We start from the raw sequence: 22565 nt of genomic DNA, 5'->3' as shown, positions 1-22565 counted from the left end.
GCCTAAATCCACGATTGAACCGGTTCCAATATTGAGTTTGTCTGGCACCATACTCGCCAGGTATAGAACCAGCACCTCGGAGACCCCATGGAGCTTCGCCATCTGCGCTACTTCCAGGCACTCGCCGAAACCCTCAACTTCACCCGTGCCGCCGAGCGCCTGCACATCGCCCAGCCGCCCTTGAGCCGGCAGATCCAGCAGCTCGAGGAAGAGCTCGGCGTCACCCTGCTGGAGCGTGGCCGGCCCCTGCGCCTGACCGAGGCCGGGCGCTTCTTCCATGAGCACTCCAGCGCCCTGCTGGAGCAGTTGGCCAAGGTCTGCGACAACACCCGGCGCATCGGCCAGGGCGAGAAGACCTGGCTGGGCATCGGCTTCGCCCCCTCGACCCTCTACGGCGTGCTGCCGGAGCTGATCCGCCGCCTGCGCAGCGACGCCGAGCTGGAGCTGGGCCTCAACGAGATGACCACCCTGCAGCAGGTGGAGGCGCTCAAGGCCGGGCGCATCGACATCGGTTTCGGCCGCATCCATATCGAGGACCCGGCCATCCACCAAGAGGTGCTGACCCTGGACCCGCTGGTCGCCGCCCTCCCCGCCGGCCACCCGCTGCTGGCCGCCCCGGCGAGCCTGGAAGCCCTGGCCCGCGAGCCCTTCGTGCTCTACCCGGGCAACCCACGGCCGAGCTACGCCGACCATGTGCTCGCGCTGTTCGCCACCCACGGCTTGCAGATCCGTGTCGTGCAGTGGACCAACGAACTGCAGACTGCCATCGGCCTGGTCGCCGCCGGCATCGGCATCACCCTGGTGCCCGCCTCGGTGCAGCTGCAGCACCGCGACGACATCGGCTACACCCGCCTGCTGGAAGGCAACGCCACCTCGCCGATCATCATCAGCCGCCGCGTGGGCGACACCTCCCCGGCCTTGGCGGACTGCCTGGCGCTGATCGAGGAGCTGGTGGCGCAGGAGGCCTGAACACGCAGGCGCATCGCAATAAAAAAGGCCCGCAAAGGAGTGGCCGGGCCGAGGTGAAAACAAAGGGATTGGTACAGGACGCGGGCTCATCGCTCGCACCGCACGTAGGAGCGAGCCCTGCTCGCGAAGCGCCCTCATGCGGGCTCGCAATCCGTGCCTGTCGGGGCCGCCCGCAGCACATAGGATGGGCCGTTCGTAGGATGGGTAGCGCGGAGCGAAACCCATGCTGTGTCGGGGCCGCTGCGCAGCCCTTGGCGAATGAATTCGCCCCTACAGATTTGATCCGGCCCGGGCACGCTCTCCCGCATCCCGCAGGACGCGAAGTCGACGACGCCGGGCCGGCCCTTCATGCCCCTGTTCCTCAGAACTTGAAGGTGTAGGTGGTGATCAGGCGGTTCTCCTTGTAGTCCGCCCCCGAGGCCGCGCCGTTGCCGTAGCGGGTCTTGACGTCGATGTTGCGCCACTCGAAGCCGACGCCCTTGAGCGGGCCGCTCTGCACCACGTAGCTGAGGAAGATGTTGCGTTCGCTCTCGACGTTCTCGTCCAGCGCGTTGTTGCCCCGGTCGATGCCGGTGCCGCGCATGTAGCGGGTCATCAGCTTGAGGCCGGGCACGCCGTAGCCGGCGAAGTCCAGGTCGTAGCGCAGCTGCCAGGAACTCTCGTTGGGCTTGACGAAGGCGACGGTGGACCAGTTCACCAGGTACGGCTGCGGGGCGTAGCCGTTGAGCGTGGGGAAGGTGCTGTCGCCGAGCATGCGCTGGTAGCCGACGCCGATGGCGTGGGCGCCCTTGCGCAGGGTGGTCATGGCGCCGTAGGAGCGGTTGTCGATCTCGCCGTAGAGCGCCTTGCCGTCTTCCTTGTTGTCGAAGTAGCGCAGGTCGGTCTTCAGGCCGAAGCCGTCGCCCAGGTCGGCGTTATGGGTCAGGCCGCCGTAGTGCTGCTCGTAGATGTCCTCCAGCTGGCCGTAGAAGTAGGTGGCCGAGAGCGAGGGGCTGAAGGCGTAGGTGGCGCCGCCGAAGTTGAGGCCGTCGCTGCGGCGTTTGATGTCCGGGCCGTTGAACAGGTACATCTTCTCCCGGTCGGAGGATTCGCGGCTGCTGATCTCGGTGAAGCGCCCGCCGGTGAGGGTGAGCTTGTCGATCTCGCGGGATTCGACCAGGAAGCCGTGGTAGGTGGTGACCAGTTGCCGCGAGTCGTCCATGAAGGCCACCGGCAGCATCGGCCGGTGCTCGCCGATCTTCAGCTCGGTCCTGGAATACCTGACCTTGGCGGTCAGCGCGGCGCGACCGTAGTCACGCACCTGCTCGCCCTTGCTGTCGTCGTAGGGAATGATGCTGTCCGGGCCACGGCCACCACCGCCATCCAGGCGATAGGCATATTGCGCGGACAGATCGAGGCCGAACTGGATCGGGCCCTCGGTATAACCGGAGATGGCGCGGAAGTCGAAACCCTGGGTCCAACTGCCGATACGCGACTTCGGTGCATCGCTCTGCTTGTAATCACGGTCGATATAGAAGTTGCGCAAGCCGAGGCTCACTTGCCGATCATCGAGAAAGTCCGCCTGGGCGGTAATAGGCGCGAGCGCACCCATCAGGCTCGCGGCAGCAACGCCGCGGGCCAGCCAGCTTTTCTGAAACATGGGATGTTCCTTTAATACATGTGCAAGGCACTAGAGTGGGAGCAGATTAATTGGCAAATCAGCAAACGCAGGCAGTTAATCCGCAGTGTTGTTTTTATGACCACTTACTGCAAAAAGGCGAAACAGACCCTGTTACCCGAACAGAAGTAACGGGCACCCTCCTTTATTGTTATGTGTTTCATACAGCAGACTTTGCGCGGGAATGACTCGCAAAGTTTCCGGTAACGAGTACCGAAACTTTCAACACCGGGAAGTTGCTCGCCCCCGGTCTCCGGCCCGTGTCAGCAGGCCGCCTTGGAAGCGTCGCCGAGGCGGTGGTAGGCGCGGTCGAAGTACACCAGCCCCTCCCGGTTGTCGCCGTGGCGGATGCCCAGCACCTCGCAGTAGAAGATGGTGTGCGAGCCCACTTCATGGGCCTGGGCGATGCGGCAGTCGAAGCTCACCAGCGCGCCGTCCAGCAACGGGGCGCCGCTCTCCAGGGTGCTCCAGCTGGCGGCGGCGAAGCGTTGGTCGGAGTCAAGCTCGCGGTTGGCGAACACCGCCGAGATGTCCTTCAGCTCGGCGGTCAGCACGTTCACGCCGAGCACGCCGTTGCTCTTGAAATGCACGTTGGAATACGAGGAGCGGTTCATGCACACCAGCAGCGTGGGCGGCTGGTCGGTGACGCTGCACACCGCCGAGGCGGTGAAGCCGAAGCGCCCGGCGGTGCCATTGGTGGTGATGACCGAGACGGCGCCGCCCAGCAGCGCCATCGCATTACGAAATCCTGTGGTGTCGACCATGGTTCTACCCTCCGGTGTTCAGATGTCCAGGACCAGCTTCGGGGTCCTGGCGCGCGAGCAGCAGACCAGGATCTGGTCGTTGGCGGCCTTCTCCTCGTCGGTCAGGTAGACGTCGCGGTGATCCGGCTCGCCCTCCAGCACATCGCACAGGCAGGTGCCGCAGACGCCCTGCTCACAGGAGATCTCCACCTTGATGCCGACGGTCGCCAGGGCTTCGAGGATGCTCTGCCCCTCGGCCACCTGCACCGTCTTGCCGCTGCGCGCGGCCACCACTTCGAAGGCATCGCCGCTGGCGTCGACCTCGACCTGGAAGTACTCGCGGTGGATGTTGGCCTCGGCGTAGCCCGCCTCGCGCGCCGCACCGATCACCCAGTCCATGAACCCGGCCGGGCCGCATACGTAGACGTGCACGTCGGCCTGGGGCGTGCCCAGCACGCGGGGCAGGTCGAGCTTCTGCGCCGGCTCATCGTCGAAATGGGTGCTGACGCGCCCGGCGAAGGGGGCGGCGGCCAGCTCGTCGAGGAAGGCGGTGCGGCTGCGCGAACGGCCACAGTAGTGCAGCTCGAACTCGCTGCCGGCAGCCTGCAGCGCATGGGCCATGGCGATCATCGGGGTGATGCCGATGCCGCCGCCGATGAGGATCGAACGGCGCGCATCGGTGGCCAGCGGGAACAGGTTGCGCGGGGTGCTGATCTCTACCTCGGTGCCTTCCAGCAGGCTGTCATGCACGCCCAGGGAGCCCCCGCGCGAGGCCGGGTCCTTGAGCACGCCGAGGCGGTAGAGGCTGGAGTCGGCCGGATCACTGCACAGCGAGTACTGGCGCACCAGGCCGGGGGCGACGTGGATGTCCACGTGGGCCCCGGCTTCGAAGGCGGGAAGCGTCGCGCCGCCGACCGGCAGCAGGTCGAGGACGACGACGCCGTCGCCCTGCAACTGGCGCTTGTGCACCACGACCTTGAGGAGTTGTTCTGTCATCTCGGGTTCACCCGCATTGCACGTCATGGAAAGAAGGCGGCCGTTCGGCGGCCGTCGCATCGTCGTTCGGTTGCGCCTCAGCGCATGTACAGGCCGCCGTTCACATCCCAGGTGGCGCCGGTGGTGAAGTAGGCTTCCGGCCGCGTCAGCTGCACGACCAGGTCGCCGAGGAAATCCGCATCACCCAGGCGCCTGACCGGGATATTGGCCAGCAGCCCGTCCATGCGCTCCGGCGGGATCGCCGCGCGCACCGCCGGGGATTCGATGGGCCCCGGGGCGATGGCGTTGACGGTGACGCCGCTGGCCGCCAGCTCCTTGGCGAAGACCTTGGTCAGGGTCACGATGGCGCCCTTTGAGGCGGCGTAATGCGCGCCGGTGGCGGTGCCGCCGTTCTGCCCGGCCAGGGACGCCAGGTTGACGATGCGCCCGTAGCCGGCCGCCGCCATGTGCGCGCCGAACACCTGGCAGCCGACGAACACGCTGCGGGTGTTGAGGCTCAGCACCCGGTCGAATTCCTCGGGGCTGATCTGCATCACCGGCGTCGTCAGGGTCATGGCGGCGTTGTTGACCACCGCATGCAGCGCACCGAAGCGCTCCAGGGTCGCCGCCAGCGCCGCCTCGAAATCGGCCTTGCTGGCCACATCCAGCTGCAGCGCCAGGCTGCGCTCACCGCCGGGGTCGAGACGGTCGGCGGCGGCCCGGGCGCGCTCCAGCGACAGGTCGGTGATCACCACCGAATGGCCGGCGGCGAACAGCCGGCCGGCGATGGCGAAACCCAGGCCCTGGGCGGCGCCGGTGACGAGTGCGATCTGGCTCATTGCCGGCTCCCCAGGGTCTGTTCATGAGCTCGCGAGCTAGAGCGAGACAAGGAAGAGAGGGCTGAGGGAGCGGAGTCTACGGGCTGTAGATGAGCATCCCGAAGCCCTTGATGACGCCGTATCGCCGACGCGTAGCAGCTCATGGGCAGACCCTCACAGGATATAGCCGATACCGGCGAGAGTATCGGTGGAGTTGATGAGCTGGATCAGCTTGCGCTGGATGCGGAAGCCCTCGCCTTCGCGCTGGAGCTCGAAGGTGATGTCGGCGGTGTAGTGCTTGAGCACGTCCTTGCGGAATTCCCGCAGGTTCTGCGCACAGCGCACGGTGACCACGCCACCCTCCTCACCCAGCACGCGGAAGCGCGACAGGGCACGCACGGTGCGGGCGCGCGGGCTGGTGGAGATGGATTCGCCACCGATCAGGCGCTGCACGCGCAGCTTGCGCATGTGATGGTCGTCGTAGGCGTAGTTGAGGGTGTTCTCGAAGTCGGTCTCGTTGGGGTCGATGGGGATGATGTAGGTCCCCTTGTCGGCCCAGAGGTCCAGCCAGGCGTCGAACTCGCCGTGGTCGAGCATGTCCGCTTCCTGCCAGATGAAGGCGCTGACGTGGTTGAGCAATTCAAGGTTCATGATCGGTCTCTCAAGTAGTGCGTCGAGCAGCGCAGGAGCGAGCTCTGCTCGCGAAGCTTCTGTGGCACCTATGTTCGCGAGCAGAGCTCGCTCCTACCGGCATATGCCATCCGGGTTGGATATCGATCCGCCCTAGGCCGACATCATCTTTTTCCACTGCTGGTAGGCCGCGCGCATGCCGGTTTCGGCACTCACGTCGCTGACCCGCCCGTCCTCGCTGGGCTTCTCGCCCGGCAGGCCGCGGTTGAGCATGATCCACAGGTCGGTGCCGGCCTGGGCACCCTTCTGCACGCGCTCCCAGGCCTCGGAATCGTCCGGGGTGCCGAAGCCCATCGGGCCCTGGAAGTGCTCGTGCAGGCGCAGGCGGTAGCGGTTGGCCACGGCCGGGCCGCCGTCCATGGTGATCACCGCGTGGTGGATCTCGGTCTCGTTCACCGAGATCGGCTGCAGCACGCGGAAGAAGGCCATGGAGCAGGCGACGTTGGGGAACAGGTTGAGGTTGAAGCCGGAACCGCCGACGGCGCGGACGATGCGGCGCACCTGCTGCTCGTCGATGCCTTCGCCGCGCAGCTCATCGGCCAGGGCCTCGAAGCGCTCGGGGATGGGTTTGTCGAGGTCGGCTTCGAGGTCGATCAGGTCCGGGATCATCACCATCACGCTGTGGCCGTTGCCCAGGTCCTCGACATAGCCCGGGCCCTTCACGAAGTCGAAGAGCTCCAGGGTCTGTTCGTCCACCGAGGACAGGAACGACTTGTGCACCAGCGGGAAGTGGTAGGCGTCGGTGGTGTTCTCCAGCTGGATCTTCCAGTTGCCGGGGAAGCGGAAGCGGTGCTCGCCGGAGACCTTCACGCCGTAGCCGGCGCCCTGTTTCATGAACAGGTCGATCCACTTCTTCGCCGGGCCAAGGAAGTCCACCAGCGGCTCGATGTCGTCCTTGAAGGTGGCGAAGATCATGCCGTTGTACTGCTCGACGCGCAGGCTAACCAGGGGCAGTTCGCCCTTGTCCAGGCAGTCGGCGTAGCTTTCCGGGTGCGGCACGCCGCGCAGGCTGCCGTCCAGGCCGTAGCTCCAGCCGTGGTAGGGGCAGACGAAGCTGTTGGCCTTGCCCTTCTTGTGCTCGCAGACGGTGGCGCCACGGTGGCGGCAGCGGTTGAGCAGCACGTGCACGTCCTTCTTGCGGTCACGCACCACGATCACCGGCTGCTTGCCGATGTAGGTGCTCTTGTAGCTGCCGCTGTCGGGGATCTCGCTGGCGTGGGCGACCCAGATCCAGGTGCTGTAGAACACCTTCTCCAGCTCCTCGTCGAAGATGCGCCCGTCGGTGTAGAGCGAGGTGTGCACGCGGTCGTGCTGCACCAGGTCGGCCGGGGTGGCGGCCAGGTTCACGGTTTCGATCAGGTTGGTCACGATCACTCCTCGTCGGCATCGCGTGCCGACATGCAGAAATTCTTATTCACTGGTCTTGCCCGGCACCGGCAGGTGCGCGGCGCTGTTCCAGGTATCCACCGGGCGGCTGAACAGGTTTTCGGTCTGGAAGTGCGCCATGCGCCAGGCGCCCTCCTCCTCGCGGAACTCCACCGTCAGACGCGCCGCGTTGAGGTGCGAGGCGCCGCTGGCGAAAGTGGAGGTCTGCAACATCACCCAGCTGCCGATCGCTACGCCGCCCTCCACGCGGATCAGTTCCGAGCAGAGGAAATGCACGTTCAGGGCGAAGTGCGCCGGCTCCACCATGTAGGTGGCGAACATGGCGGCGATGGCCTCGCGCCCGCGGTAGCCGCCGAAGCTCTTGGCGTACTTGGCGCCCTTGCCTTCCCACAGCGCATCGTGGGTGAACAGCCCGGCCAGCTCGTCGAGCGGGGTGCGGGCGTCCAGCGCGTCGCACAGCACCATGTAGCGGTTCATGCAGGCGCGTATGGCGTTCTCGCTTTCCAGCCGGTGCAGGCGCGCCTCGAGCGCTTCGGTCGACATGGCGGTCACGCGCGCTGGATGATCAGTTCGCGGCCGGTGCGGGCCTCGACCTTGCAGTAGCGCCACAGCTTGTAGGGGCCGGTGCCCACGGCGGTGGTGCGGAACAGGTTGCAGGCGGCGTGCACCGTTTCGATGTCCGGCACGTCGGCCAGCAGGTAGGTGGTCCAGGGGTAGCCGGTGGACGGGCCGACCATGCTCTGGTCGTCGTCCATGTTGCCGAACACGGTCACGCCGGGCAGGTCGTGGATGCCGTTCCACATGGCGCTGAACGCGGCCCAGACTTCCAGTTGCTCTTCGCGCGGGGCGTCAAAGAAGTTCTGGTTGATTCCCATGCAGAACAACACGCGCAGGGCTTTTTTCTCGCTCATCACAATCACCGATCAGTCAGTTGGAATTCACAGGTAGCCGGGCAGCGGCTTGTTGCCGAAGAAGATCGCGCCGGCGTTCTGGTAGGTCATGTCACCCATGAAGGCGTGCTGGGTGATCACCAGGGTGTCGTTGACGAAGCGCGACAGCGGGTTCTCGCGGTACACGCCGCTCATGCCGGAAAGCATCTGCGCGCTGCGCGCCACGTCGGCGGAAACACGGGTCGCGTGGGTCGAGGACAGGCGCAGCAGGTTGGTCTGCTCCACCGACACCGCGTCGCCGGCGAGGATGCTGGCCCAGGCGCTTTCCATCGCCTCGTAGAACCAGGCGCGGGCGGCACGCAGCTCGGCTTCGGCCTTGGCCACCTGCATCTGCGCCAGCGGGCGGTCGGAGAGCGCCGGCGCACCGGTCACCGAGAAGCGGCCGCTGGCCATGCCGGCGAGGTAGTCCAGCGCGGCGCGGGCGACGCCCAGGCCGACCACGGACAGCACCTGGGTGGCGAAGGACAGCGACGGGTAGCGGAACATCGGCTCATCGAGGTTGGCCGGGCCGCCACGGACGAAGGTCCAGTCCTCGGGCACCACCACGCCGTCGATCACCACGTCGTGGCTGCCGGTGCCGATCAGGCCCACCACGTCCCAGGTTTCCTCGATCTTCACCTTGTCCCGCGGCATCACCGCCAGGCGCGGCAGGCCGAGCATCTCGCCGTTCTTCGGGGCGATGCCGACACCGATCAGCGAGGCGCCCATGCAGCCGCTGGAGAACTTCCAGCGGCCGTTCACTTCCAGCCCGCCCTCGACGAAGGTGGCCGGTTGCGGCGGGAAGATGCCGCCGGCGAAGACCACGTCCGGGCCGTCGGCATAGACCTGTTCCAGGGTCGCCAGGGGCAGCGAGGCCAGGTACACCGGGTTCATGCCGAAGCTCGCCACCCAGCCGGCGGAGCCGTCGGCGATGGAGATGTCCTCGATCATCTGGCAGAACTCCATCGGCGAACGCTCATCGCCACCGAAGCGCCTGGGCACCAGGGCGCGGTACACCCCCAGCGCCTTGAAGCGCTCGATGATGTCCTGGGAGATGTATTTCTGCCGGTCGAATTCCTCGCTCCGGGCGCGCTCGCGGATCTCGCCGAGCAGCGCCTGGAAGGCCTCGCTCGCGGTGATCGACACGGGGCGCTGGTAGTCCAGCTCGCTTAGCGAAGACATGGTGTGCTCCAGGGTTGGCATGGGGTTAAGGCTCCAGGCGCCGCACCAGCTCGCGGGCGACTGCGCAAAGCAGCTCGTCCGCGCCCTTGGCGGCGATCAGTTGCAGGCCCACCGGCAGTTGCGAGGCGCCCACCAGGGGGATGCTCAGCGCAGGGTGGCCGGTGAGGTTGAAGGGGCGCACGAAGGCGGTCATGCCAATCACCGCGCGGGTGTCGGCAGCGTCCACCGCCAGCAGCGGGTAGTCGGGCATGGTCGGCATGGCGAGGATCGGGCACTGCGCGAGCGCCGCATCCACCTCGGCGGTGAAGGCTGCGCGGCAGGCTTCGGCGGCGGCCAGCGCCTCGTCGGTGGTGGTGCCGGCGGCTTCCAGGCGGCCGGCGATATCGGCGCCGACCTTGCCGCTGGCCAGCAGGTGCTGGCAGGCGTTCCAGGTCTCGCGGTTGATCACCGTGAGGCCGGCGTCATAGGCGGCGCGCATGCCCGGCAAGGGCAGCGTCTGCAGGGGGAAATCCGCAGCGGCCAGGGCCGCATCGACGGCGAACTGCACTTCGTCCAGCGCCTGCACCGGCACCACGCCGATGCGCACGCCCTCTATAGAGGGCAGCGAGCCGAAGTCGGGGGCGATCAGGCCCATGGCCTCGATCAGCATGTCCATGTCACGGGCGAAGGGGCCCACGCAATCCAGCGACGACTGCGCCGGCATCACCCCGTGGCGGCTCACGCGGCCGAACGTGGGCTTGAGGCCGAACACGCCGCAGCAGGCGGCGGGGATGCGCACCGAGCCGCCGGTGTCGGTGCCCAGGGAGAAGTCGCAGAGCCCACCGGCCACTGCCGTGGCGGAGCCGCTGGAGGAACCGCCGGGGATGCGCCCGGGGTAAAGCGGGTTGTCCGGCGTGCCGGTCCAGGCATTGATGCCGGTGGTGCCGAAGGCCAGCTCATGGAGGCTGGTCTTGCCGGTGATACAGCAGCCGCCATCGAGCAGCGCCTGGACCACATCGGCATGGTGGCTGGCGTCGGGCGCCTCTTCCAGCGCACGGCTGGAAGCGCGGGTCGGGTAGCCGGCGATATCGATGGTGTCCTTCACCATCACGGTCCTGCCAGACCCTCCAAGCTGCAGTTTCTCGACGACTGTCGCCATGCCTTCACCTGTATTCGAGTTGTTCGCGCTGTGCGCTTTCAGGGAAGCCTTCTGCCTGCCTGAGCAGGTGAACGCTTAAATCTAAAATCGGAATATTTACGTGAAATGTCAATTGAATTTTGGCAAATAAATCCGTGTGTAGATTCGGTGCATTTCTCTCTGGTTCGCACCCTTTCCGTGCATTTCGGTAACAGGCATGAAAATGGATATTTCACCTATGAATCTTATTTTTATTATTTATTTTCAATGATTTATGTATTTAATGAGAAACACAATCATTCAATAAAGTGTTCCCGCGCCCTGCCTAAAGACCCTGCACAAACCCCTTGGAAAAAGAATTTTCAGCCCCTGAAAACAGGCCAAAAATGCCACAAAAAAACAGGTGTTTTTAGCCTGAAAAATCGAGATTTTTTGGTCAGGAAATCGACTTTCCAGAAGCCGTATTGATCCAGATCAATGCCTTGTCGCCTGCGGGATCGGCGCGCATCGGCAGCGGTGCGCGAGTGGCCACGGGAACCCCGGCGCCATCCCCTCGCCCAGCCCCCGCAGACGACGTGCCGAAACGCCCCCTGTCCGACGGCGCCGCAACGGGGTAACGATTTTTCCTGGCATGCAACCTGCTATCGCCGTACACGCCACTCGGCCCTCCATGGGCTCGACGGCGCCGCCCTGCCCTCGGCAGCGTGCAGCGCACGGGCATCACAACAAGAAGGACCACGGGCTCGCCACGCGGCACCCGTCGGACAACCGCCCCGTATCGCCTTGCAACTCTTCGGAGAAAGTCATGCTCTTCAAGAAAGCTGTGTCCACGTTGCTCCTGAGCGCCGCCTGCGCCGCCCTTGCGCAGGCCGAAGTCAAAGTCGGCGTCATCACCTCCTCCACCGGCCCCATCGCCCTGGTGGGCCTGCCGCAGAAGAACAGCGTGCCGCTGCTGCCGACCCAGGCGGGCGACCAGCAGGTGAAATACATCGCCCTGGATGACGGCAGCGACCCGACCGCCACGGTCAAGGCGCTGAAGAAGCTGATCAGCGAGGAAAACGTCGACGCCATCATCGGCCCGAGCGGCTCGCCCAACGCCATGGGCGTGATCCAGTTCGCCGCCGAGGCCGGCGTGCCGCTGCTGGCCCCGGTGGGCACCGCCGCCGTGGTGCTGCCGATGAACGAGCAGAAGAAATGGGTGTTCAAGACCACCCAGAACGACGACCTGATCGCCAAGGCCCTGGTGGACAACATGGTCGCCAAGGGCGTGAAGACCCTGGGCTTCATCGGCACCGCCGACCCCTATGGCGAGAACTGGTCCAAGGTGATGGGCGCGATGGCCGCCGAGCACGGCATCAAGGTGGTCGCCAACGAACGCTTCCAGCGCCAGGACACCTCGGTCACCGGGCAGAGCCTCAAGGTGCTCTCCGCGCGCCCCGACGCGGTCCTGGTCGCCGCGCCCGGCAGCTCCGCGGTGATGCCGCAGACCACCCTGTTCGACCAGGGCTACCGCGGGCAGATGTACCAGACCCACGGCGCCGCCCTGCCCGACTTCCTCAAGCTCGGCGGCAAGAAGGTCGAGGGCACCATCCTCGCCGCCAGCCTGATGCTGGTGCTGGACGAAGTGCCGGACAGCCACCCCTCGAAGCAGGTCGCCGCCGACTACATCGCCGCCTACGAGAAGCTCAACGGCAGCAAGCCGGCCACCTTCGGCGCCAACACCTTCGACGCCGGCCTGCTGCTGCAGCAGGCCATCCCCACCGCCGCCGCCAAGGCTGCACCGGGTACGCCGGAGTTCCGCGCAGCGCTGCGTGACGCGCTGGAGCAGAGCCACGAGCTGGCTGCCACCCAGGGCGTCTACAACATGACCCCCGAGGACCACAGCGGCTTCGACGAACGCGGCCGCGAGCTGATCCAGGTGAAGAACGGCAACTGGACGCTGCTGCGCGGCAACTGATCGCAGGCACGGGTTCCCCGTAGGGTGGACAGCGCTTTTCTGTCCACCAGGCGGAGCCCGGCTCAACGCCGAAAGGTGGATGAAACAAGCGTCATCCACCCTACGTCTGCCAACGAGCGAAACCCTCGCGGACACACCCCGTAGGGTGGACATCGCTCTTCATGTCCACCAGGCGAGGCCGCACTGGGCTCCGAAGCCACAGCCTCTTCCATTGCGATAAAGAGTTCCCACCATGAATTTCCAGATAGCCATGCTGCTCGGCCAGGACGGCATCACCAACGGCGCGATCTACGCGCTGCTGGCCCTGTCGATCCTGCTGGTCTTCACCGTCACGCGCATCCTGCTGATCCCCCAGGGCGAGTTCGTCACCTATGGCGCGCTGACCATGGCCACCCTGCAGGCCGGCCATCCCACCGCATTGGTCTGGCTGCTGCTGGGCCTGACCCTGGTCGATTGCGCGCTGGACCTGTACGACGCCGCGCGCTCCAGCCACGCCTTCCGCTTTCCCAAGCGCATCCTCGCCAAGCTGGCCTACGCCCTGGCCATGGTCGCGGCCATCCGCCTGCTGCCGCTGGCCGAGCTGCCCATGGCGGTGCAGGCGCTGCTGACCCTGGCCCTGGTGGTGCCCCTGGGCCCGCAGATCTACCGCCTGGTGTTCCAGCCCATCGCCTCGGCCAGCTCCCTGGTGCTGCTGATCGTCTCCATCGCCGTGCACGTGGCCATGGTCGGCATCGCCCTGCTGCTGTTCGGCCCGGAGGGCGCGCGTACCGAGCCCTTCTCCGAAGCCGGCCTGGAACTGGGCCCGGTGACCTTCAACAGCCAGACGCTGTGGGTGATAGCCGTGTCCCTGGGCCTGATCATCGGCCTGTTCCTGTTCTTCGAACGCAGCCTCTACGGCAAGGCCCTGCGCGCCACGGCGGTGAACCGCATGGGCGCGCGGCTGATGGGCATCTCGCCGACCCTGGCGGGCAAGGCCACCTTCCTCCTGGCCACCTTCATCGGCGCACTGTCGGGCATCCTCATCGCGCCCATCACCACGCTCTACTTCGACTCCGGCTTCATCATCAGCCTCAAGGGCTTCGTCGGCGCCATCATCGGCGGCCTGGCGAGCTACCCGGTGGCCGCCCTCGGCGCGTTCTCGGTGGGGTTGATCGAAGCCTTCTCGATGTTCTGGGCCAGCACCTACAAAGAGATCATCGTGTTCACCCTGATCATCCCCTTCCTGCTCTGGCGCTCGTTCACCAGCCGTCACGTGGAGGAAGAAGAATGAAACCGCGCCACCTGATCCTGCTCCTGGTCGCCGTGCTCGGTGTCGCACCGCTGGTGCTGCCGCCCTTCTACGTCACCCTGCTCAACTACATCGGCCTCTACACCCTGGTGGTGCTGGGCCTGGTCCTGCTCACCGGCGTCGGTGGCATGACCAGCTTCGGCCAGGCGGCCTTCGTCGGCCTCGGCGCCTACACCACCGCCTACCTGACCACCGCCGAGCAGTTGCCGGCCTGGCTCGCCTGGGCCAGCGCATCGCCCTGGCTGACGTTGCTGGTGGGCGTGGCCATCACCGCCCTGGTGGCGCTGCTGCTGGGCGCGCTGACGCTCAAGCTCTCGGGCCACTACCTGCCCCTGGGCACCATTGCCTGGGGCCTGTCGCTGTACTACCTGTTCGGCACGGTGGAATCCCTGGGCGGCCACACCGGCGTCAGCGGGTTGCCGTCGATCTCGCTGTTCGGCGTGCTGCTCGACAAGGGCGAGAAGGTCTTCTACCTGATCTGGGTGGTGCTCCTGCTGGCCATGCTGATCACCCAGAACCTGCTGGACTCCCGCGAGGGCCGCGCCATCCGCGCACTCAAGGGCGGCCAGCTGATGGCCGAGTCCATGGGCGTCGACACCTTCCGCTCCAAGCTGGTGATCTTCCTCATCTCGGCGGTGTTCGCGGCGGTGTCCGGCTGGCTCTATGCGCACACCCAGCGCTTCGTCAACCCGACGCCCTTCGGCCTCAACATGGGCATCGACTACCTGTTCATGGCGCTGATCGGCGGCGTCGGCAGCGTCTGGGGCGCCCTGCTCGGCAGCGGCATCCTCACCCTGCTCAAGCAGTGGCTGCAGGACCTGCTGCCGCACCTGCTGGGCAGCACCGGCAACTACGAGACCATCGTCTTCGGCCTGCTCATCGTGCTGCTGATGCAGCGCGCGCCGGGTGGCCTGTGGCCGCTGCTGGTGCGCCTGGTGCCAGCCCGCCTGCGCACCCGCCACCGCCTGCCGGCGGCCGAGGCCCCGGCCCGCGAGCTGCCGCAGCGGGAACGCCCGGCCCACGGCGAGGTGATCCTCGAAGCGCGCCATGTCACCCGGCGCTTCGGCGGCCTGGTGGCCAACAACGACATGAGCCTGGACGTCCGCGCCGGGGAAATCCTTGCCCTGATCGGCCCCAACGGCGCCGGCAAGAGCACCCTGTTCAACCAGCTCTCCGGCGTCGACACCCCCAGCAGCGGCGACGTGCTGTTCATGGGCAAGCGCATCAACGGCCTGGCTTCGCGCCGCGTGGCCGGCATGGGCATGAGCCGCACCTTCCAGCACGTGAAACTGCTGCCGGGCATGAGCGTGCTGGAGAACGTCGCCATCGGCGCGCACCTGCGCGGCGGCAAGGGCGTGCTGGCCTCGGCCCTGCGCCTGGATCGCGCCGAGGAGGCCGACCTGCTCGCCGAAGCGCGCCGACAGCTGGAGCGCGTCGGCCTCGGCGACTACCTGCATGAAGAGGCCGGCAGCCTCGCCCTCGGCCAGCAGCGCATCCTCGAGATCGCCCGCGCGCTGTGCGCCGACCCTTGCCTGCTGCTGCTCGACGAGCCCGCCGCCGGCCTGCGCCACAAGGAGAAGGAGGCCCTCGGCCTGCTCCTCAGCCGCCTGCGCAGCGAAGGCATGGCCATTCTCCTGGTGGAGCACGACATGGACTTCGTCATGGGCCTGGTGGACCGCGTGGTGGTGATGGAATTCGGCCAGCGCATCGCCCAGGGCCTGCCGGAAGAGGTGCAGAAGAACCCAGCCGTGCTGGAAGCCTATCTCGGAGGCGCAGAGTGATGAACATGCAGATCGAACCCCTCAAGCCCATGGAGAACCAGGTGGCCGACGCCGTGCTGGAGGTCAGCGACCTGTGCGTCGCCTACGGCAAGGTGGAAGCCCTGTCCAACGCCAGCCTGCGGGTCGGCCAGGGACAGATCGTCACCGTCATCGGCCCCAACGGCGCCGGCAAGACCACCCTGCTCTCGGCCATCATGGGCGTGCTCGGCTCCCGTGGCCGGGTCGAGTTCGACGGCAGCCTGGAAGCGGTGCCGGAGGTGGAAGTGCTGGTCTCCCGCGGCCTCGGCCTGGTGCCTGAGAAGCGCGAGCTGTTCACCAGCATGAGCGTGGCCGACAACCTCCTGCTCGGCGCCTTCCAGCGTCACCGCCGGGGCGACCGCAGCCACGCTGCCACCCTGGCCGAGGTCTATGAGCTGTTCCCACGGCTGTGGGAGCGCCGCGACCAGCTGGCCGCCACCCTCTCCGGCGGCGAGCGGCAGATGCTCGCCGTGGGCCGCGCGCTGATGGCCAAGCCCAAGCTGCTGATGCTCGACGAACCCAGCCTGGGCCTCGCGCCGCTGATCACCCGCGAGATCTTCCGCATCATCACCGCGCTGCGCCAGCAGGGGGTGTCCATCCTCCTGGTGGAGCAGAACGCCCGCGCAGCCTTGCGCGTGGCCGACTATGCCTACGTGCTGGAAACCGGGCAGATCGCCATGCAGGGCCCCGCCGCCCAGCTGGCCGACGACCCCCGCGTGATCGAGGCCTACCTGGGCCTCGCCAGCAAGCATCAGGACATGCTTGCCGGTTGACCCGAGCCCGCCCGGCGATCCCGGGCGGGCCACTCGATGGAGCGAACCATGAAGCAACCTCCCCTGCGTATCTGCATCGCCGGTGCCGGCGCCATCGGCTGCACCCTGGCCGCCCGTTTCGCCGCCAGCGACCAGGTGGTCAAGGTGCTGGCCCGGGGCAGGACCCTGGCAGCCATCCGCCGCGATGGCATCCGCCTGCACGACCTCGACGGCTTGCACCAGGTGCGGGTCGAGGCCAGCGACGACGCCGCCGAACTGGGGCAGCAGGACCTGGTGTTCCTCTGCACCAAGGCCCCGGCCCTGGCCGCGCTGCTGCCGCAGATCCAGCCCCTGCTGGGCGACGAGACGATGGTGGTGCCGGTGGTCAACGGCGTGCCCTGGTGGTACTTCCACGGCCTGCCGGGACGCTTCGCCGGGCGCCGCGTGGAGGCGGTGGACCCGGACGGCGCGCTCAGCAGCGCCCTCGACCTGGCCCGGGTGATCGGCTGCGTGGTGTTCATCACCGCGCAATGCCCGGCGCCGGGGGTGGCCGAGTCGAGCAACCCGCACCTGATGATCGTCGGCGAGCCGGACAACAGCCTGACCCCGCGCCTGGAACGCCTGCGCACGGTGATCGCCGACGCCGGCATCGAGGCCCGCGCCAGCGAACGCATCCGCGACCCGCTGTGGACCAAGGTCATCGCCAACCTCACCTCCAACCCCCTGTCGGTGGTCAGCGGCGCCACCCTGGAACAGCTCTACGGCCAGCCCGGCCTGCGCGAGCTGGCCCGCGCCACCCTGCACGAGGCGCTGCTGGTGGCAGCCGGCCATGGCGCGCGGGTGGACATCGACCCGCAGACCTTCCTCGAACTCGGCGCCGGCATGGGCGCCGTGCGCACCTCGATGCTGCAGGACCACGACAAGGGCCAGCCCCTGGAGCTGGCCGCCATCGGCGACGCCGTGCTGGAACTGGCCGAGCTGCTCGACCTGCCCATGCCCATCACCCGCCACCTCATCGCCCTGGCGCGCTTTCGCGGCGCCCAGGCCAGCCATTGATTCTCAGGAGCCTCCCATGAATGCCATCGCCATCACCCAGCCCCAGCACTGCAGCGACGAGGAATGGGCCCTGCGCGTGCAGCTCGCCCACTGCTACCATCTGGTGGATTTCTTCGGCTGGACCGAAACCATCTTCAACCACATCTCCGCACGCCTGCCGGGACCCGCGCACCACTACCTGGTCAACCCCTTCGGCCTCAACTACCGCGAAGTGACCCCGGCCAACCTGCTCAAGGTCGACCTGAACGGCCACAAGCTGGAGGACTCGCCCTACGACGCCAACCCCGCCGGCTTCGCCCTGCACAGCGCGGTGCACGGCGCCCGCGACGACATCCATTGCCTGATCCACACCCACACCACGCCCATCTCCGCCGTGGTGCAGAAGAAGGCCGGCTTCGGCCACCACGACTTCTACGGCGCCCAGTTGTACGGGCGCATCGGCTACCACACCTTCGAGGGCATCACCCTGTTCGATGACGAGAAGGTGCGGATGATCGACAGCCTCAGCGACAAGCACATCCTGGTGCTGCGCAACCACGGCATCGCAGTGGGTGAAAGCAGCATCGCCAAGGCCTTCTTCCTGCTCTGGACGGTGCAGCGCGCGGCGGAGATCCAGTGCGCGGCCGGCGCCCTCGGCGGCGAGGACAACCCGCTGCCGGAAGCCGTCAGCCAGAAGTGCGCCGACCTCACCGCCATGCTGATCCGCGAGAGCGGCTTCGCGGTGAAGTTCTTCGACGCCATGGTGCGCAAGATGCAGGCCGAACGCGGCGCGGGCTGGTAAGCATGGGCACCTCGATCGCCAGCCTGCCCGCCTTCGTCGAGCCGCCCATTTCGCGCCTCGACCCGCAAGGCCGCCTGCTGGCCTGCAACGACGCCTACCTGGCGCTCTGCGGTTACCCGCGCGAAGAGCTGCTGAACCAGAGCTTCGAGCTGATCAACCATGCGCAGATGCCCGCCCAGGTCATCGCCCGCATGTGGCAGACGCTCCATGCCGGCACCCCCTGGAGCGGCCCGTTGATGGGGCGCAGCAAGGACGGCGGCAGCTTCTGGAGCCACCTCTACGTGGTGCCGTTGTTCGACGCCGGCAAGCTGGTGGCCCTGGGCACCGTCTACCACCCCATCGACGCCGCCCAGAGCCGTCGCGCCGCCCGCCTCTACGGCCGCCTGCGCCAGGGCCGCGGCCCCAGGAGCCTGCCGCAGCGCCTGGGCCGGGCCCTGACCGAGCAGGGCCTTCTCGGCCTGCTCGGTGCCACCCTGGTCGGCGCCACCCTGGGTGGCCTGGTCGCCCCGCTGCTCGGCCTGGTGCTGCTCGCCCTGCTGCTCGGTGCCGGCCTGCAGCAATGGGCGGGCCGGCGCCGCGAGCTGCACCGTGCCCTGGGCGGCCATGCCCAGGTCTACAGCGATGCGCTGCTGGCGCCGATCTACGGCAACAGTGGCGCCAGCGGCCTGTTCGAGATGGCGCTGAACAGCCAGAAGCTGCGCATGCGCACGGTGATGGCGCGGATCAGCATCAACGGCGAGATCCTCCGCAGCCGCAGCGAGGAGTCGGCGCAACTGGTGGCCAGCGGCGCCGAGCAGCTCGAACGCCAGCTGCAGGAAGCCGAGCAATCGGCGGCGGCCATCCACCAGATGAGCGCCACCATCCAGGAACTCTCGCGCAACCTGCAGGAAGCGGCCGAGGCCACCCAGGAAGTCGACCAGCTGGCCCGCGACGGCGAGCGTCTGGCTGAGCAGAGCCAGGGGTCCATGCACGGCATGCGCGACACCGTGGCCGGTATCGATGCGGCGGTGGGCCGCCTGGCGGAATCCATCGAGTCCATCAGCGGCATCGCCACGGTGATCCAGAGCATCGCCGAGCAGACCAACCTGCTGGCCCTCAACGCCGCCATCGAAGCGGCGCGGGCGGGTGAATCCGGGCGCGGCTTCGCCGTGGTCGCCGACGAAGTACGCACCCTCGCCTCACGCACCCGGGACTCCACCGGGCAGATCCAGCAATCCATCCAGCGCCTGCGCGACGGCAGCGCCGAGGCCCTGGCCGCCGCCCGCCGGGGCGAGCTGGCGGTGCAGCAATCGGGGCAGGACGTCGAGCAGGTGCGCCAGGCCCTGCAACGCATCTGCGGCGCGGTCGGGCAGATCAGCGGCATGAGCCTGCAGATGGCCTCGGCCATCGAACAGCAGGGGCTGGTGGCCGAGGAAGTGAACCGGCAGATCGCGCAAATCGCCGGGTTGGCCGAATGCAGCGCCGGCCAGGCCCAGCGCAACAGCCAGATCGGCCAGGAGCTGCACCAGCTGGCCAATTCGCAGCTGGACCTGGCGCAGCGTTTTCTCGAGGGCTGAGTCGTGCGTGTTGCTTCTGCCCTCTCAAGGGAGCGAAAGCCATGCAGCCATCCGGCGTTTCGCCCGTAGGGTGTGCTGCGCGCACCTGTGCCTCACCGGAAGCACCGAGCGGCGGTGCGCACGGCACACCCTACGGCACGAGGCCAGCTCTTGCACCGTAGCCCGGGAGTTGGCACGAAGGCGTTCCCGGGCTGAAGCCCGGGCTACCGGCAGGGTTCGAACGGGGAAGGCATGGATGCAGGGTGTGCTGCGCCGCTCAACGGCCGCCGCGCAGGGTCTCCGACGGCAGGCAACCGTACTGGCGACGGTAGTGGGTGGCGAAGTGGCCGAAGCTGCTGACGCCATGGCGCAGGAGGATGTCGGTGACGCTGTCCTGGGCTCGCGCCTGCTGCAGCGCCTCATGCACCAGCGCCAGGCGGCGGCTGCGCATGTAGTCGGTGGGGGTCTGCTTGAGGAAGTGGGCGAAGCCGTTCTGCAAGGTGCGGATGGACACCCCGGAAAGCTCGGCCAGGGTGGCCAGGGCGATGGGCTCGTCGAGGTGGCTTTCGATGTAGTCGCGGGCCTTGCGCACATGGAAGGGCATGGGCTGGCGGCGATCCTCGCGCAGCGCTTCGGAGTAGTTGTGCGGCAACTGGGTGAGCAGCACCGAAAGCAGGTAGTCCGACAGCCCGCTGCCCAGGGTCGGCGCCAGGTCCTCGACCATCGGCCCCTGGTGCAGGCGGCAGATGTACTCCAGCGTCTCGCGCACCGCCGCCATCCCCGGGTGCCCCGCCGCCACCTGGATGTCGAACAGCAGCGGCTGCTTCAGCGGCCGCTCCAGCAGGCGCTGCAACTGGCGCTCCAGGGCGTCGCGTTCCACCCGCAGGATCAGGTTGCGGCACTCCTTGCCGATGCGGATCAGGCTGCGCTCGGAGGGCGAGGAAATGGTCAGGCTGCCCCGGCGCATGGCCGCGCTTTGCGCGCCCAGGGTCACGGTTCCGGTGCCCTGCAGGGTGATGCGGATCAGGTAGTAGCTGGCGATATCGCCGGCATCGATCTCCACCTCCGCGCCGTAGTGCAGGTCGAACAGCGCCGAGCTGCCGAAGAACACGCCATAGAGCGCCGAATGCAGGGCATCCGCACGGGGCAGGTTCATCCGGTGCGGCCACAGGTAGTGGCTGACCTTGTCGCGGATCTCGCCGATACCGGCGGCGGGGTTCAGCAGGCAATGGCGCTGCAGGAGGGATGCATCGTCGAGCATGGTGGCGGCCCCGTGATCAGTGCGGCACGCCCACTGCATGCACCGCAGAATTAGTGGAAAAGGAAAGCAATTTCCACGCCACGCAAAGCAAATCTGCGCAGCCGGAACAGCGGCTGCGCCTGGCGCATAGAGCCCCGGGGGCCAAGGGCATAAAAAGACAGGGCGGGGCTCGCCGACAGCGGGTTCTGCCAGTTGGCGATGCATGAAAACAACAAAGGGCGCACCAGGGCGAGGCACATCGGTAACGCAGCCGTCACCGAACTACCCCGCTCCCTCCCACGCTGCCGCAGACCTCATCACCACCGCCTCGAGGGGCCGAACCGAATGACCAGCCAGACACCCACCGACCTCACCCGCAAACGCTACGCCTACGAGTGGTACGTGGTCGCCATCTGCATGGTGGCCTACATCTTCTCCTTCGTTGACCGGCAGATCCTCGCGCTGATGATCGAGCCGATCAAACAGGACCTGCAGCTCTCCGATACCCAGTTCAGCCTGCTGCACGGGCTAGCCTTCTCGCTGTTCTACGCCTTCATGGGCATGCCCATCGCGCTGCTCGCCGACCGCTTCTCGCGGCCAAAGATCATCGCCATCGGCGTCGCCTTCTGGAGCCTGGCCACCGCCGTGTGCGGGCTGAGCAAGAACTTCACCCAGATGTTCCTCGCCCGCATCGGCGTCGGCATCGGTGAGGCCGCGCTGTCACCGGCCACCTACTCGATGCTCAGCGACATGTTCCCCCGCGAGAAGCTCGGCCGCGCCGTGGCCATCTACTCCATCGGCTCCTTCATCGGCGGTGGCGTGGCCTTCCTCATCGGCGGCTACGTGATCGACCTGCTGAAGAACCTCGACAGCGTGACCCTGCCCCTGCTGGGCAGCATGCGGCCCTGGCAGGTGACTTTCTTCCTGGTCGGCCTGCCGGGGCTGCTGGTGGCCCTGCTGATCGCCGCCACCGTGCGCGACCCGGCGCGCAAGGGCCTGAAGCTGGACGCCAACGGCCAGGTGCACAAGCCCAGCCTGGGCCAGGCCTTCGCCTTCCTCGGCCGCCACCGGCAGACCTTCACCTGCCACTACCTGGGCTTCTCCTTCTATGCCATGACGCTGTTCTGCATGCTCAGCTGGACCCCGGCCTTCTACATGCGCACCTTCGGCCTGGCGCCCAGCGAGGCCGGCTACATCCTCGGCCTGATCGTGCTGCTGGCCAACACCAGCGGCGTGCTCTGCGGCGGCTGGCTGATCGACTGGCTGGCCAAGCGCGGCTACAGCGACGCACCGATGCGCGCCGGGGTGATCGGCGCCATCGGCATGGCCGTGCCGGCGGTGCTGTTCACCCAGGTGGGCGAGCTGTGGCTGTCCCTGGCTCTGCTGGTGCCGGCGATGTTCTACGCCTCCTTCCCCATGCCCGCCTCCACCGCGGCCATGCAGATCCTCCCGCCCAACCAGATGCGCGCCCAGGTCTCGGCGCTGTTCCTGCTCATCTCCAACCTCATCGGCCTGGGCCTGGGCACCACCCTGGTGGCGCTGCTCACCGATCGCCTGTTCCAGTCGCCCGCGCTGGTGGGCCACTCGGTCTCCCTGCTCAACGCCGGCGCGGTGCTGCTCACCATGGTCCTGCTGATCAAGGGCTGCGGCCACTTCCGCCGCAGCCTGGAGCGTGAAAACCTCAGCTGAAC

At 67.2% G+C, this 22565-nt stretch carries 21 protein-coding genes; 10 read left to right on the top strand and 11 right to left on the bottom strand.

Features of this window, described 5'->3' with window-relative positions:
• The first annotated feature begins 87 nt into the window (after positions 1-87).
• Positions 88-969 (top strand): LysR family transcriptional regulator, encoded by an 882-nt coding sequence (locus tag PI990_RS14850; RefSeq protein WP_271661121.1) that lies wholly within the window; start codon positions 88-90, stop codon positions 967-969.
• Between the two features lie 361 nt (positions 970-1330).
• Here PI990_RS14850 and PI990_RS14845 read toward each other — a convergent pair whose 3' ends face one another.
• From PI990_RS14845 to PI990_RS14800, 10 genes are all read right to left on the bottom strand, one after another.
• Positions 1331-2608, bottom strand: coding sequence for an OprD family porin (locus PI990_RS14845; RefSeq protein ID WP_271661120.1), 1278 nt, complete (start codon positions 2606-2608; stop codon positions 1331-1333).
• A gap of 281 nt (positions 2609-2889) precedes the next feature.
• Positions 2890-3390 (bottom strand): flavin reductase, encoded by a 501-nt coding sequence (locus PI990_RS14840; protein WP_271661119.1) that lies wholly within the window; start codon positions 3388-3390, stop codon positions 2890-2892.
• 18 nt (positions 3391-3408) lie between these two features.
• Positions 3409-4365 carry a PDR/VanB family oxidoreductase gene (locus PI990_RS14835; protein WP_271661118.1) on the bottom strand — a complete coding sequence of 319 codons (957 nt, stop codon included), beginning with the start codon at positions 4363-4365 and terminating at the stop codon, positions 3409-3411.
• Positions 4366-4442: 77 nt separating this feature from the next.
• On the bottom strand, positions 4443-5183 hold the full coding sequence (locus PI990_RS14830; protein ID WP_271661117.1) for an SDR family NAD(P)-dependent oxidoreductase: 741 nt from the start codon (positions 5181-5183) through the stop codon (positions 4443-4445).
• Between the two features lie 153 nt (positions 5184-5336).
• Positions 5337-5813 carry an aromatic-ring-hydroxylating dioxygenase subunit beta gene (locus PI990_RS14825; protein ID WP_111262709.1) on the bottom strand — a complete coding sequence of 159 codons (477 nt, stop codon included), beginning with the start codon at positions 5811-5813 and terminating at the stop codon, positions 5337-5339.
• 132 nt (positions 5814-5945) lie between these two features.
• On the bottom strand, positions 5946-7220 hold the full coding sequence (locus tag PI990_RS14820; protein WP_271661116.1) for an aromatic ring-hydroxylating oxygenase subunit alpha: 1275 nt from the start codon (positions 7218-7220) through the stop codon (positions 5946-5948).
• A gap of 42 nt (positions 7221-7262) precedes the next feature.
• Positions 7263-7781, bottom strand: a complete 519-nt coding sequence (locus tag PI990_RS14815) for a nuclear transport factor 2 family protein (RefSeq protein WP_271661115.1) — start codon at positions 7779-7781, stop codon at positions 7263-7265.
• 5 nt (positions 7782-7786) lie between these two features.
• Positions 7787-8149: a hypothetical protein gene (locus PI990_RS14810; RefSeq protein ID WP_021217328.1), complete on the bottom strand. Its 363-nt coding sequence runs from the start codon at positions 8147-8149 to the stop codon at positions 7787-7789.
• Positions 8150-8176: 27 nt separating this feature from the next.
• Positions 8177-9349, bottom strand: coding sequence for an acyl-CoA dehydrogenase family protein (locus tag PI990_RS14805; protein WP_271661114.1), 1173 nt, complete (start codon positions 9347-9349; stop codon positions 8177-8179).
• A 25-nt stretch (positions 9350-9374) separates the two neighbouring features.
• Positions 9375-10487 carry an amidase gene (locus tag PI990_RS14800; RefSeq protein WP_271661113.1) on the bottom strand — a complete coding sequence of 371 codons (1113 nt, stop codon included), beginning with the start codon at positions 10485-10487 and terminating at the stop codon, positions 9375-9377.
• A gap of 105 nt (positions 10488-10592) precedes the next feature.
• Here PI990_RS14800 and PI990_RS14795 point away from each other — a divergent pair, with 105 nt between their 5' ends.
• From PI990_RS14795 to PI990_RS14760, 8 genes are all read left to right on the top strand, one after another.
• Positions 10593-10934, top strand: coding sequence for a hypothetical protein (locus tag PI990_RS14795; protein ID WP_271661112.1), 342 nt, complete (start codon positions 10593-10595; stop codon positions 10932-10934).
• A gap of 337 nt (positions 10935-11271) precedes the next feature.
• Positions 11272-12423: an ABC transporter substrate-binding protein gene (locus PI990_RS14790; RefSeq protein WP_271661111.1), complete on the top strand. Its 1152-nt coding sequence runs from the start codon at positions 11272-11274 to the stop codon at positions 12421-12423.
• Between the two features lie 232 nt (positions 12424-12655).
• A complete protein-coding gene (locus tag PI990_RS14785) occupies positions 12656-13693 on the top strand; it encodes a branched-chain amino acid ABC transporter permease (RefSeq protein WP_271661110.1) in 1038 nt (345 codons plus the stop codon).
• Entirely contained in the window at positions 13690-15492 is a 1803-nt protein-coding gene (locus PI990_RS14780) for a branched-chain amino acid ABC transporter ATP-binding protein/permease (protein WP_265168484.1), read from the top strand. The genes PI990_RS14785 and PI990_RS14780 overlap by 4 nt, the downstream gene beginning before the upstream one ends.
• Before the next feature lie 5 nt (positions 15493-15497).
• Positions 15498-16283, top strand: a complete 786-nt coding sequence (locus PI990_RS14775; RefSeq protein ID WP_371876966.1) for an ABC transporter ATP-binding protein — start codon at positions 15498-15500, stop codon at positions 16281-16283.
• Between the two features lie 48 nt (positions 16284-16331).
• Positions 16332-17318, top strand: coding sequence for a ketopantoate reductase family protein (locus tag PI990_RS14770; RefSeq protein ID WP_271661109.1), 987 nt, complete (start codon positions 16332-16334; stop codon positions 17316-17318).
• Between the two features lie 16 nt (positions 17319-17334).
• On the top strand, positions 17335-18099 hold the full coding sequence (locus PI990_RS14765) for a class II aldolase/adducin family protein (protein ID WP_271661108.1): 765 nt from the start codon (positions 17335-17337) through the stop codon (positions 18097-18099).
• A gap of 2 nt (positions 18100-18101) precedes the next feature.
• Positions 18102-19655 (top strand): methyl-accepting chemotaxis protein, encoded by a 1554-nt coding sequence (locus tag PI990_RS14760; RefSeq protein WP_271661107.1) that lies wholly within the window; start codon positions 18102-18104, stop codon positions 19653-19655.
• A 256-nt stretch (positions 19656-19911) separates the two neighbouring features.
• On the opposite strand, the gene PI990_RS14755 is transcribed toward PI990_RS14760, so the two are convergent.
• A complete protein-coding gene (locus PI990_RS14755) occupies positions 19912-20895 on the bottom strand; it encodes an AraC family transcriptional regulator (RefSeq protein WP_271661106.1) in 984 nt (327 codons plus the stop codon).
• 324 nt (positions 20896-21219) lie between these two features.
• Here PI990_RS14755 and PI990_RS14750 point away from each other — a divergent pair, with 324 nt between their 5' ends.
• A complete protein-coding gene (locus PI990_RS14750; protein WP_271661105.1) occupies positions 21220-22563 on the top strand; it encodes a spinster family MFS transporter in 1344 nt (447 codons plus the stop codon).
• Positions 22564-22565: the final 2 nt, after the last annotated feature.

The sequence above is a fragment of the Pseudomonas sp. TUM22785 genome, assembly GCF_028198105.1.
Classification (GTDB): Bacteria; Pseudomonadota; Gammaproteobacteria; order Pseudomonadales; family Pseudomonadaceae; genus Metapseudomonas; species Metapseudomonas solani.
Note: the sequence above shows the minus strand (reverse complement) of the source record. Positions and strands in the feature narration are given on the sequence as shown.

Bases quoted from the DNA above. Each gene is read 5' to 3' on its own strand.
- PI990_RS14770 (WP_271661109.1), top strand. From the start codon at position 16,332: ATGAAGCAACCTCCCCTGCGTATCTGCATCGCCGGTGCCGGCGCCATC.
- PI990_RS14790 (WP_271661111.1), top strand. From the start codon at position 11,272: ATGCTCTTCAAGAAAGCTGTGTCCACGTTGCTCCTGAGCGCCGCCTGC.
- PI990_RS14835 (WP_271661118.1), bottom strand. From the start codon at position 4,365: ATGACAGAACAACTCCTCAAGGTCGTGGTGCACAAGCGCCAGTTGCAG.
- PI990_RS14840 (WP_271661119.1), bottom strand. From the start codon at position 3,390: ATGGTCGACACCACAGGATTTCGTAATGCGATGGCGCTGCTGGGCGGC.
- PI990_RS14800 (WP_271661113.1), bottom strand. From the start codon at position 10,487: ATGGCGACAGTCGTCGAGAAACTGCAGCTTGGAGGGTCTGGCAGGACC.
- PI990_RS14795 (WP_271661112.1), top strand. From the start codon at position 10,593: ATGTCAATTGAATTTTGGCAAATAAATCCGTGTGTAGATTCGGTGCAT.
- PI990_RS14815 (WP_271661115.1), bottom strand. From the start codon at position 7,781: ATGTCGACCGAAGCGCTCGAGGCGCGCCTGCACCGGCTGGAAAGCGAG.
- PI990_RS14825 (WP_111262709.1), bottom strand. From the start codon at position 5,813: ATGAACCTTGAATTGCTCAACCACGTCAGCGCCTTCATCTGGCAGGAA.
- PI990_RS14780 (WP_265168484.1), top strand. From the start codon at position 13,690: ATGAAACCGCGCCACCTGATCCTGCTCCTGGTCGCCGTGCTCGGTGTC.
- PI990_RS14810 (WP_021217328.1), bottom strand. From the start codon at position 8,149: ATGAGCGAGAAAAAAGCCCTGCGCGTGTTGTTCTGCATGGGAATCAAC.
- PI990_RS14765 (WP_271661108.1), top strand. From the start codon at position 17,335: ATGAATGCCATCGCCATCACCCAGCCCCAGCACTGCAGCGACGAGGAA.
- PI990_RS14785 (WP_271661110.1), top strand. From the start codon at position 12,656: ATGAATTTCCAGATAGCCATGCTGCTCGGCCAGGACGGCATCACCAAC.
- PI990_RS14750 (WP_271661105.1), top strand. From the start codon at position 21,220: ATGACCAGCCAGACACCCACCGACCTCACCCGCAAACGCTACGCCTAC.
- PI990_RS14830 (WP_271661117.1), bottom strand. From the start codon at position 5,183: ATGAGCCAGATCGCACTCGTCACCGGCGCCGCCCAGGGCCTGGGTTTC.
- PI990_RS14845 (WP_271661120.1), bottom strand. From the start codon at position 2,608: ATGTTTCAGAAAAGCTGGCTGGCCCGCGGCGTTGCTGCCGCGAGCCTG.
- PI990_RS14805 (WP_271661114.1), bottom strand. From the start codon at position 9,349: ATGTCTTCGCTAAGCGAGCTGGACTACCAGCGCCCCGTGTCGATCACC.
- PI990_RS14760 (WP_271661107.1), top strand. From the start codon at position 18,102: ATGGGCACCTCGATCGCCAGCCTGCCCGCCTTCGTCGAGCCGCCCATT.
- PI990_RS14775 (WP_371876966.1), top strand. From the start codon at position 15,498: ATGCAGATCGAACCCCTCAAGCCCATGGAGAACCAGGTGGCCGACGCC.
- PI990_RS14850 (WP_271661121.1), top strand. From the start codon at position 88: ATGGAGCTTCGCCATCTGCGCTACTTCCAGGCACTCGCCGAAACCCTC.
- PI990_RS14755 (WP_271661106.1), bottom strand. From the start codon at position 20,895: ATGCTCGACGATGCATCCCTCCTGCAGCGCCATTGCCTGCTGAACCCC.